Source organism: Peribacillus sp. NPDC060253, assembly GCF_042727425.1.
GTDB lineage: Bacteria > Bacillota > Bacilli > Bacillales > DSM-1321 > Peribacillus.
This window is the reverse complement of sequence record NZ_JBHXAS010000063.1, coordinates 16,570-28,084: the sequence shown is the minus strand read 5'-3', so window position 1 is coordinate 28,084 and position 11,515 is coordinate 16,570. Positions and strand designations below refer to the sequence as shown.

9 protein-coding genes and 1 pseudogene are annotated in these 11,515 nt (G+C 39.0%); 9 read left to right on the top strand and 1 reads right to left on the bottom strand.

Going from position 1 to position 11,515, the window contains the following annotated elements; genetic code table 11:
- Positions 1–200: 200 nt before the first annotated feature.
- From ACFWE9_RS16525 to ACFWE9_RS16500, 6 genes are all read left to right on the top strand, one after another.
- Positions 201–731 carry a DUF4309 domain-containing protein gene (locus ACFWE9_RS16525; protein WP_230156125.1) on the top strand — a complete coding sequence of 177 codons (531 nt, stop codon included), beginning with the start codon at positions 201–203 and terminating at the stop codon, positions 729–731.
- 178 nt (positions 732–909) lie between these two features.
- Positions 910–1,353 carry an SRPBCC family protein gene (locus ACFWE9_RS16520; RefSeq protein ID WP_230155604.1) on the top strand — a complete coding sequence of 148 codons (444 nt, stop codon included), beginning with the start codon at positions 910–912 and terminating at the stop codon, positions 1,351–1,353.
- 170 nt (positions 1,354–1,523) lie between these two features.
- On the top strand, positions 1,524–1,787 hold the full coding sequence (locus ACFWE9_RS16515) for a metal-sensitive transcriptional regulator (RefSeq protein WP_230155606.1): 264 nt from the start codon (positions 1,524–1,526) through the stop codon (positions 1,785–1,787).
- 212 nt (positions 1,788–1,999) lie between these two features.
- The gene (cls, locus tag ACFWE9_RS16510; RefSeq protein WP_230155608.1) at positions 2,000–3,457 is read left to right on the top strand and encodes a cardiolipin synthase; all 1,458 of its coding nucleotides are present in this window, start codon (positions 2,000–2,002) and stop codon (positions 3,455–3,457) included.
- A gap of 80 nt (positions 3,458–3,537) precedes the next feature.
- A complete protein-coding gene (locus tag ACFWE9_RS16505; protein WP_230155610.1) occupies positions 3,538–4,287 on the top strand; it encodes a (S)-benzoin forming benzil reductase in 750 nt (249 codons plus the stop codon).
- Between the two features lie 229 nt (positions 4,288–4,516).
- Complete coding sequence (locus ACFWE9_RS16500) at positions 4,517–5,779, top strand: glycosyl hydrolase family 18 protein (protein WP_230155612.1); 1,263 nt, start codon at positions 4,517–4,519, stop codon at positions 5,777–5,779.
- Positions 5,780–6,048: 269 nt separating this feature from the next.
- Here ACFWE9_RS16500 and ACFWE9_RS16495 read toward each other — a convergent pair whose 3' ends face one another.
- Positions 6,049–7,251 (bottom strand): MFS transporter, encoded by a 1,203-nt coding sequence (locus ACFWE9_RS16495; protein WP_230155614.1) that lies wholly within the window; start codon positions 7,249–7,251, stop codon positions 6,049–6,051.
- A gap of 218 nt (positions 7,252–7,469) precedes the next feature.
- Here ACFWE9_RS16495 and ACFWE9_RS16490 point away from each other — a divergent pair.
- From ACFWE9_RS16490 to ACFWE9_RS16480, 3 genes and pseudogenes are all read left to right on the top strand, one after another.
- A pseudogene (locus tag ACFWE9_RS16490) lies at positions 7,470–9,186 on the top strand (ABC transporter ATP-binding protein).
- 257 nt (positions 9,187–9,443) lie between these two features.
- Positions 9,444–10,535: a non-hydrolyzing UDP-N-acetylglucosamine 2-epimerase gene (gene wecB, locus ACFWE9_RS16485; protein WP_230155618.1), complete on the top strand. Its 1,092-nt coding sequence runs from the start codon at positions 9,444–9,446 to the stop codon at positions 10,533–10,535.
- The gene (locus ACFWE9_RS16480; protein ID WP_230155619.1) at positions 10,528–11,514 is read left to right on the top strand and encodes an SDR family NAD(P)-dependent oxidoreductase; all 987 of its coding nucleotides are present in this window, start codon (positions 10,528–10,530) and stop codon (positions 11,512–11,514) included. Before wecB ends, ACFWE9_RS16480 begins: the two co-directional genes overlap by 8 nt.
- The last annotated feature ends 1 nt before the right edge of the window (position 11,515 follow it).

Genomic DNA, 11,515 nt, shown 5'->3' with positions numbered 1-11,515 from the left:
CACTTGAAATGGCTTAATCCGTTTTAATATTTCATTTAAGGTTTTTTTCTGAACCAATGGTATGTGTCCAAAGTGCCAATGAATAGTAATAGTAAAGGTAAAACCAGAATGACATACGCACTTTTTCATCTTTTTTAAGCTATTTAAAAAAATGCAATTAGTCATTTCTAGGTGGGAAAGGGAGGATAACTTTGAAACAAGTGAATCGCTTTATCCGAAGCGTTACATTACTAATGCTCGCATTGCTCATGTTTAGTGGGCAGGCCGCTTGTGCTTCATCAGATTCAATATCATCGCAATCCACGCCAGACCTTTTGATTCGGCAAATCATGGGTTTAGCCTATGAATCCCAACAATCCATTAACAGTGGACCATTTTCTGTAGGTGATTCATTGAAGAAAGTGGAAAAAGCATGGGGTGCACCGGAAGATTTAAGTACTGCTGCAGCCAATTATTGGAGCCGGAATGTCCGATTCCTCTATGACGGTTCAACAGGTAGAAAAACGATTACCGGCATTGATGATTTTGATCCGAAATTGCAATCCATTCATTTATCCATGTTGAAGGGATTGATTGGTGAACCTATAAGTGAAGTGGAGCAAGAAGGGATGTACTATGTCACTTATACCGATTACGCAAATTATAAAGTGGTCTTCGTGTTTGAAAGCGCCTGGATTAACCCTGATCCAAGATTGAATATGTATACGGTTGAATTTGCGACAGATCAATAAGAAACCACCACACAAAAGAAATCGTCCCTTTATTGCAGCGGGGCGATTCTTTGCTGTTATTATCTTTTTCTTACCACCGGGAGAATTTTATTTAAGAATCTAATCTTACCGTTCTAATCAATATTGTTCAGCCATACATTAAGAAGATGTAAGTAAAATGATTTAGGGGGGAACTGCTTTGTCAGAAGGATTGCATAGTATCATTTTACCGGTTTCAATAGACACTGTATGGGGGTTTGTAAGTGTCATAGATCGTTGGGCACCTCTTGTACCAGGGTATATCAATCATGAGATGATTAATGATAGGACACTTATATGGGAGTTTAAAAGCGATTTAGGATTGATGAAAAAGAAAATTAAACTTGAAGTGAATATTTTGGAATGGAACGAACCCGACAAGGTAACATTTAAACTACGGGGATTAAATGAAAAATTTGATGGGTATGGCTATTTCTTAGCAGAACAGTGCGGTATGGGACAGACTAAAATGACTGGCTGCTTGGCGATAACGGCAAAAGGAGCTAAAGCCCCGATCGTTAATGCTTTGTTAAAAACTTACGTTCCCCAAATGACGATTGAGTTTTCTGAGGCCATGGCACAAAATCTTCTCGTGCAAAAATAGAAATTACATATCGATCAAGCAATGTTGGGTATTGGCACTTGACAATTATACCTATTGGGTATGTATTATAAATTGTAAGATTTTTATCAAGCTTCATTTCAAATTGATTTAAATTTGGTATGATGTCAGGATGAAAATTATTAGTTATAGGGGTAGGAGGTCCACCTCATATGGAATATGAAAAGCAGATGAAAAATAGAGTGAAGCGAATTGAAGGGCAGCTTCGTGGTATTTTGAAAATGATGGAAGAAAATAAAGATTGTAGAGATGTAGTCACGCAGTTATCTGCCACAAGATCTGCGATCGATAGGACAATAGGGGTAATCGTAAGCTCGAATCTTGTAGAATGCGTACGGGAAGCTAATGAAACCGGAGAAAATAATCCCGAGGATCTTGTTAAAGAAGCCGTGAATTTATTAGTGAAAAGCCGGTAAGACATTTTGCTTTTTTTTGTTAATAATTGCATAAGGCATCCTGTCATATTGTGGAATTTTAAGGTTCGGTGGATGTTTTTTAAAAAATGGGCCTCTATAGGAGAGGCCCATTTTTGTGAATTCTCGGTTTTCTTTTTCAAATAAGCAAATCCTTTGATATAAAGAATTGGCATGTTATCCTTAAAGGGATAAAAATTGAGTGAGGTTATGCTATGGAATTTACGCATGTTACATCGGTTTTGCTCGGCCTCGTTATCATTCTTAATATATTATTCGCTACGATCGTTATATTTTTTGAAAGAAGGGAAGCAAGCACGACCTGGGCTTGGTTATTGGTTTTATATTTTTTGCCTGTAGTCGGTTTTATTTTATATCTTCTTTTTGGAACGAGTTTGAGGCACGCCCACTTATTCCAATGGGAGGATAAGAAGAAGATCGGGATTGAAGAAATCCTTGATAAACAGATGGAAGAGCTATCTGCGGATCATTTTCCTTTTCGAAATGCGCCTTCGAGTAATTATCGTGATTTGATTTATATGCACCTTCGAAACAATGATGCCGTTCTTACGGAAGATAACCAAGTTGATATCTTTACGGAAGGAAAAATGAAGTTTGAACAGCTATTTAAAGATATCGAAGAGGCTGAAAACCACATTCACATACAATATTACATCATTCAAAGGGACGGTCTTGGTAAACAATTCATTGATGCTTTGACTAAAAAAGCCAATGAAGGTGTCAAAGTTCGCCTGCTTTACGATGAGTTGGGATCAAGAGGAATGACCAAAAGATTTTTTAGGGATTTTAGGCAGGCTGGCGGCCGTGTGGAGGCATTCTTTCCATCCAAGTTAAAGTTTATAAATCTACGGTTGAATTTCCGTAACCATAGAAAGCTCGTCATCATAGATGGAAAGGTAGGGTATGTCGGCGGCTTTAATGTAGGTGATGAATATTTAGGGCTTAATCCAAAATTCGGTTATTGGCGAGATACACACCTCCGGATAAAGGGAGCGGCAGTCAAAGCCATTCAAACCCGCTTTATTCTGGACTGGAACCAGGCATCGAAGCACCATGATATCATTTATCAGCCCCATTATTTTCCTACTCTGGAGCCTCAAGGAAATATAGATTTGCAAATTGTGACAAGTGGGCCGGATTCTGAATGGGAACAAATTAAAAACGGCTATATTAAATTAATTTCTTCAGCTAAAAAATCGATTCTCATTCAAACACCTTACTTCATTCCGGATGCAAGTTTATTGGATGCACTCAGGATAGCCAGCTTGTCAGGATTGGATGTAAAGATCATGATACCCAATAAGCCTGATCACCTTTTCGTATATTGGGCGACAACTTTCAATGCAGGGCAGTTATTAAGAGCAGGGGCTAAAATTTACATCTATGATAACGGATTTATCCATGCGAAGATGATTGTCGTGGATGAAGAAGTTTCTTCGGTGGGGACCGCAAATATTGATGTCCGAAGTTTTAAATTGAATTTTGAAGTCAATGCCTTCATATACGACGAAGGCATGGCCGAAACACTTACAAGGATTTTTTATAAGGATGTAGAAGTGTGCAGGCAACTTACCATTGAAGAGTTTGAAAAGCGTTCAAAATGGATTCGTTTTAAAGAGTCCATTGCAAGACTGTTATCACCCATTTTGTAAATATAATAGAAGCGGCCCATTACTATATGGGCTGTTTCTTTTGGTACAATGGAGAATAATCAATAAAAGGGGGAACTGCTATGAAAACTTTCATTATCACAGGAGCTTCAAAAGGTTTAGGTGCTGCCATTGCCAAGAAATGTTTGCAGACGAGTGATCATTGCATTTTAATTTCTCGTACAGCCCATCCTGATATGGCTTTACTGGCCGCTCAATTCGGGACGAAGCTTACTGTTATTTCCATGGACTTAAATGAAACGGAAAAGTTAACTTCGTTGATCAATGAGGTCTTGGCGGTAGTGGATCAAAAAAGTGACATATACTTCATTAATAACGCAGGTGTTATCGAACCAATCAAGCCAATTGGAAATCTTGGCCAGGAAAACTTGGAAACCAGCATGCGGGTGAATTTCTTGGCACCCATCGTATTGGCCGATGAATTCATCAAACAAACTAAGGATTGGAACAGAAAGAAGGTAATGGTCAACATATCTTCAGGGGCAGCAAAGAATCCTTATCATGGCTGGGCAGCCTACTGCAGCACAAAGGCGGGGCTTGAAATGTTCACGAGGGTAGCGGGGGTGGAACAGGATAAAGTGTCCTTCCCTACGTCTCTCATTTCTTTTTCACCAGGTGTAATGGACACGGAGATGCAAGGAATAATCCGTTCAGCAGACGAACATGACTTTTCCGACCGAAACAAATTTCATGAATATAAAGAAAAGGGCATGTTAAGGAGTCCTGAATTGGTGGCAGAAAAACTATTGCAGTTACTTGAAGTGGAAGAACTGGAGAATGGGAAGTTTTATGATATAAAGAATTTACTTTAATGTGTCATTGAAGAATGGGTGGAACGAGAAATCGAATGATGGCGTATAGTATGAGGTTGTCCTTTTGGACAACCTCTTTTTGTTGGCTGAAAGGACTTGATGTTTTAGACTTCAGACAACATTTGAAATATACATGTGCAGGATATTCATCCTATGAAAATGTAATAATTCGTTCTATCTAAATACATGAATAACATAAACTTTTTGGAGGGAGTTTGGAGGGTTATGAATGACGATCATCATTGTGAAAAAAGGTGATAGCCTTACGGAAATCGCCAAGAAAAATAAAGTTGACCCGTCAAGGATAATCGAAGTCAATGGATTGGAATCAACAACTTTGGTTCCTGGCCTGGCGTTGTATATACCAGATGCAAATGTGGTGAATCGAAGGTATCTAATAAAAAGCCTGGATAACCTCGATGGAATTGCCAGTCGTTTTGGCACGAGTGTTGCATCCATCATGAAAGCCAATCCCGAAATGGATGCAAATTCACTAAAGGTCGGCACGGAAATCATGATTCCGTCTCCTTACAAAAATCAATTGATCACGCTGGGTTTTGCCTTCCCAAGTTCAGGGGGAGTAGTGTTTGAAACACTTGAGAATAATGGTGACAAATTATCCTATTTAGCCATTGTTGCTTATTCCTTTAACGAGGAAGGCTATGCTTTCGTTGATGGTGATGATCTTCCCCTTATTGCTAAATGTGAACAAACCGGGGTGACACCGCTATTGATGATCCGGAATTTTCAAGACGGTGATTTTGATGCTGACTTGGCTGGTGGAGTACTAACTAGTTCAGTTTATAGAAGGAATTTAATCAATAGTTTGCTTAATTTCGTAAGGGAGAAGGGCTATGGAGGGGTCAGCATGGACATTGAATTCATCCCTCCAGCAAGACGTTCTGATTACGTGGTTTTTTTAAAAGAATTAAAAGAGGGTTTGAACGAACTAATTCTTCATGTTAACGTACATGCAAAAACAGCAGATAATCCTGACAATCGAATTGTAGGCGGTCATGATTATCGGGGGATTGGAGAGGTAGCCGACCTTGTTGCCGTGATGACCATTGATTATGGATATCCAACGGGCCCACCCGAACCAATTTCCCCACTTTGGTGGATGGTCGAGGTACTCCGATATGCTTTGACGAATATCCCTGAGTATAAATTGCAGTCGGCATTTCCTATGTATGGATACGATTGGATTGTATCAAGCAATGATACGAAGGCATTATCAGCTAAAAATGCCCAAAATCTTGCCATTGCAACCGGTTCTGAAATCACATTCGACACTACAGCGGCATCACCTACCTATTCTTATAGAAGAGAAAACTTGGATCATGTCGTCTGGTTTGAAGATATTCGCTCGATAAGTGCAAAATATGAAACGATTGATTCATATGAACTGATAGGTGCAACTTATTGGCAGATTGGTTTGGAATTTCCGCAGAATTGGGCGTTCATAAAACAGAATATAATAACCATTAAATAGAAGGATTTCGTGTAGGCAGTAAAAAAGAGGACGTAGTTCCTCTTTTATCATGGCAATTTCGAATGGTTTGACTCGTGTAGATGAGGGACTTCTGTCAGGACCCATCCAACTAACACCAGGTAAGATTATGAGAAGAGTCAATCGTTCCCAAATCTGCCTTAAAACCATTAAAAAGAAAAGGAGCCATGAAATGAAGGCTCCTTTTCATATACGGTGAACAAAATGAATGAAAGATCAGTGAAGCATATAAAATGACTTGAGCGTGATGATCATACTTCCTTCCCTTGTAATTCCTTTCTTTTAAAAATCGCATAAAGAAAGGCCAGGAATATCAAGGTAGAAGAAAATTGAAACGTTGTTTTGACACTATATGTTTCCGTGATATAGCCTAATAGCAAAATAGAACCGGCAAATGTTAGATTGATGACCGCTCCCCAAACTGCATAAATTTTCGCTAGAGTCTTTTCTGATGCATGGTCTTGGAATAGCTTGGTGTAGATCACTTCCCGGATTTGTTCTGGGAGACCGTAAAGACATGCAAACAACAAAGCCAATGCTGGAATGCTCGTCGATCCGAAAAGAAATATCAGAAGTGAACTGAGAAATAGCCCGAAAATAATAAAGAAGCCGACATGTTTTTCAAGTAACTTGGCAAAACGGATGACGATCAATCCACTGATGATCATGCCGATAAAGTAGCTAGTGTTAATATAACCCCACCACTCTTCACCTAGTTGTAAGTTCTGTTCTACATATACATATATTACGGCAGCTACCCAAACGCTTGAAGCTAAAGTTGAAATAAAATCAAGGGAAATGAGTGTACGTATCGTTGGGATTTGGCGGATCGCTACCCATCCGGATATTATCGAATCCCGGTTTGATGTAGGAATGCTATCCGTTGTTTGTTCAGAGACTTCCATTTTTACTGAATAGATCGTTGAAACGGCAAATAGTATGACCGTAAGCCAAATTATGAAACTACTGTTGGTACTTATTAATAAGACAGAACCAAGCGGCCATCCAGCGACAAAAATCGTCTGGGTGATCACATTCAAGAAACCATTCGCTTTCATCCGCTCTTCTTTTGGAACTAATTGAGGAACCAAAGCTGCGCTAACCGGGGCAGCGACTCCATCCAATAAGGAGATCAAGGCAATGAAGGATATAACGACCACAGCGAAACCTTGATTGAAATTTGTAATATAGATTCCCAGGAAAACAAGTAAAATGGTCTTCCACCATTGCGATTGTACAAGAATTCTTTTTAAAGGAAACCTGTCGATTACGAGTGGTGCAAGTAAACTACTGATAAACCGAAAAATCGTTGTTGTGAACGGAAGCAAACTCAAATAAAAGGCAGAACCAGTTAAGGCATATATAAGTGAAATCAACCCGACTACATAAAATATATCCCCTAGATTTGCAAACGCCTGAGAAATCCAAAGGCGTCGAAACGATTTATTATTCATGTATACCATCCTTTAGCGAGATAAAAGTCCATTGTTTTATAGATGGGTTTTTTTATTTACACTGGATTCACTCCTTAAACGAATAAATTGTATGAGCCGGGTTGGTTTTTTTATACAGATAATCTTACCATGATTTAAGCATGGGAACCTGAAATGCTTGCTGATTATTGAATATGCAATTATACTCCTTAATATATGTTAAAAAGGAGAAAAATTTGATGATTCGACGTTTTGCTTCGTATTACCTGCCGCATAAGCGGTTATTCATTATTGACTTCTTCAGTGCAGTAGTAGTTGCTGTACTTGAACTGGCATTTCCGCTAGCCGTTCAGTGGTTTATAGATACACTGCTTCCTGGCGATGATTGGCCTGCAATTGTATCAGTAAGTGCCGGTTTATTACTTATTTATATCATTAGTACCTTGTTACAGTTCATTGTAGGGTACTGGGGTCACAAATTGGGTATCAATATTGAGACTGATATGCGTGAGGAATTATTTGAACATGTGCAAAAACAATCTTTTCGTTTTTTTTGATAACACGAAAACCGGCCATATCATGAGCCGGATAACCAATGATCTGTTCGATATAGGGGAACTTGCTCACCATGGGCCCGAAGATTTATTTATTGCCTTCATGACTTTTATTGGCGCGTTTTGGATTATGTTGACAATCAATGTGAAACTGGCACTCATCTCCGTTTGTATATTACCATTCCTCGTTTTGTTAATTGTCATAAGTAATTTAAAGATGAATAAAGCCTGGAAGCAAATGTATACAGAAGTTGCGGATGTAAATGCACGTGTGGAAGACAGCGTCTCAGGAGTGAGGGTTGTACAATCCTTTACTAATGAAACATACGAAATGGACCGATTTACCACGAATAATCGCAGATTCCGTAAAGCGAAACTCGTTGGATATAAGGTAATGTCCTTTAGTCTATCAGGCATCTACATGATGACAAGGTTTATGACCCTTGCCGTATTGGTGATGGGAGCTTGGCTAACCTTTCATGGGGAGCTTTCATATGGAGAACTAGTTGCATTCGTTTTATATGTTAACGTCTTATTTAAGCCAGTTGACAAAATCAGTGCGCTGATGGAACTCTATCCGAAAGGAATGGCTGGTTTTAAACGTTTTACTGAACTTTTGGATGTAGCGCCTGATGTCGTGGATAAAAAGGATGCAATAGCAGTTACTTCCCTTTTGGGGGATATTTCCTTTAAAGACGTTTCTTTTAAATATGAAGATAAAAAAAACGTTTTAAAAGGAATTGACCTGAATATTAAATCTGGTGAAACCGTCGCTTTTGTGGGGCCATCAGGAGCAGGCAAAACAACCATATGTTCATTGATCCCGCGATTTTATGATGTTAATTCCGGCTCAATTTCCATTGATGGAATTGATATTCGTGAGATGACGAAAAAGTCGCTGCGGTCACAAATTGGCATTGTTCAGCAAGATGTGTTTCTTTTTACAGGCACTTTAAAAGAGAACATTGCTTACGGAATGCTTGATGCAAAGGATGAACAAATTTCTGAAGCTGCAAGAAAAGCCCATTTGGAGACTTTCATTGAAGGACTTCCGGATGGCTATGAAACACAAATAGGTGAACGTGGTTTGAAATTATCGGGAGGACAGAAACAAAGAATTGCAATAGCGAGGATGTTCTTGAAGAACCCGCCAATATTAATTCTCGATGAAGCCACCTCTGCACTCGATACTGAGACGGAAAGAATCATTCAGCAGGCACTTACTGAACTTGCTGAAAACAGAACTACATTGATCATCGCTCACCGATTGGCGACCATTCGAAACGCTGACAAAATCATTGTTGTTACGGAAGAAGGAATTGCCGAAGAGGGACGTCACGATTACTTACTTAAACAGGGTGGCATCTTTGCCAATCTGCATCAATTACAATTCCAAAAATGATAAAAAGCTATATGTCCTCACAAGGATATATAGCTTTTTTAATAGAATGATATGGAGTTCAATCAATAATGATTTCAGGAAAAAAGGTCTATAAACGCAACTAGGCCAGGGGGGGGGAAGTGCAGACTATAAAGGCGGTTATTTGTTTAAATAGACCGAAATCTAATAGGTTAGCCTATATCAATAGGATTGGCAGTGCATACAATAAAGGGTAGACGGAGAGGCCATATACCAGAAAAGAGTAAGGAGTGCAAATCGTGAAAGTAATGACCATTTTAGGGACCCGACCTGAAATCATCAGATTAAGTCTCATAATAAAGAAATTGGATCAGTATGCTGATTCACATATTCTAGTACACACTGGACAAAATTTCACTACATCCTTAAGCGAAATATTCTTCCAACAGCTACAGGTAAGGAAACCTGATTATGTCTTGCTGAATCAACAAAAAACCCTCGGAGAACAGTTATCGGCCATTTTCATGAATTTAGAAACCATTCTGTTAAATGAAAAGCCAGACAAAGTATTAGTGTTAGGTGATACGAACTCCGGGCTTAGCTCCATCCTGGCAGAAAGAATGGGGATCCCGGTCATTCATATGGAAGCGGGAAACCGTTGCTTTGACCTGGAAGTGCCAGAAGAAAAAAATCGTCGGATCATTGATGCTGTTTCAAGCTTGAATTTACCTTACACTCCACAAAGTAAGGAGAATCTTTTGAATGAAGGTATCCCAAGTAAAAGAATCTATTTATCGGGGAACCCAATTTACGAGGTTTTGAACCATTTCAACAATGAGATTGAGCAAAGTGTCATTTTGGATAAATTGAATCTGGGTAAGGAGGATTATTTCCTCGTTACGGCCCATCGTGCTGAAAATGTAGACTATGAAGATCGTTTGCTGGAAATTATGAAGGGCATTAATTTAGTAGCCGAAACCTATCAAAAAAGAATCATTTGCAGTTTACATCCCCGGACAAAATCCCGCATTGAACTCAGTCCTAAATTAGATGTACATCCACTGATAGAATTCCATGAACCCTTTGGTTTCTTCGACTTTGTAAAGCTTGAAAAAAACGCTTTTTGTGTGCTGACCGATAGTGGAACCGTCCAAGAAGAATGTTGCTTGTTCCATGTACCTGCCGTTACAATTCGAAAAACTACGGAACGGCCTGAAACGATTGAGTCGGGCAGCAATATGTTATCGGGAATTAATGCAAAACAAATCGTCAATTGTGTAAACATTATGGTTAACCAGCAAAAAGACTGGACTTTTCCAGAAGGCTACGACCATAGAAACGTTTCGGATAAAGTACTTAAAATAATACTGGGAGGCCATGAAATTGATTAAGAATCGAACAATCTTGGTAACAGGCGGTACAGGCTCATGGGGTTATGAATTGGTTAGACAGCTATTAGAATATGAACCAAGCGAAATCCGTATTTTTTCAAGGAATGAGTCCAATCAATTCACAATGAAACAGGAGTTTGATAATAATCCGAAATTGCATTTCATTATTGGAGACGTAAAAGAGAAGGAAGCTTTATTGGAAGCATGCCAAGGTGTTGATTATATCTTTCATTTGGCAGCGTTAAAGCATGTACCTGTTTGTGAGGACCAACCCATTGAAGCATTAAAAACAAATGTGACTGGAACACAGAATGTCATAGAAGCAGCCATTAGCTGTAATGTTCATTCAGTTATAAATATTTCTACAGACAAGGCTTCAAATCCATCCAATTTTTATGGCCTTTCAAAAGCGATGGCAGAAAGGCTGATCATTCACGCTAATACATTAAACACGAAAACTAGGTTTGTATGTATCCGAGGCGGAAACGTTTTGGGAACTAACGGAAGTGTCATTCATGTATTCAAAAAGCAAATCAAGGAAAAGGGAAAAATCGGTATAACGGACTTAAATATGACAAGATTCTTTCTAACCATTCAAGAAGCGATAAAATTGGTGTTCAAGGCAACATTTGAAAGTGTCGGCGGAGAAATATTCGTGATGAAAATGCCTTCCTGTAAGATTATCGACCTAGCCGAAGTGTTGATAGAAGCATCCAATAAAGCAGATGTGGAAGTGGATGTCCTAGGCATCCGTCCAGGTGAAAAACTCCATGAGATCCTTCTTTCAGAATACGAAAGCACAACGGCAATTGCCTATGATGATGAATATTATGTTATACTGCCAGCCATTCACATAGAGGGTATAAAGGAGCATTATTCCAAATACCAGTCTGTTAGTTTGGAAGACTACAACTCTGGCACAGGACTAATGGAAAAAGCCCAAATTAAGGAAATGTTAAAGAAAGGGGGCTTCATTTAAC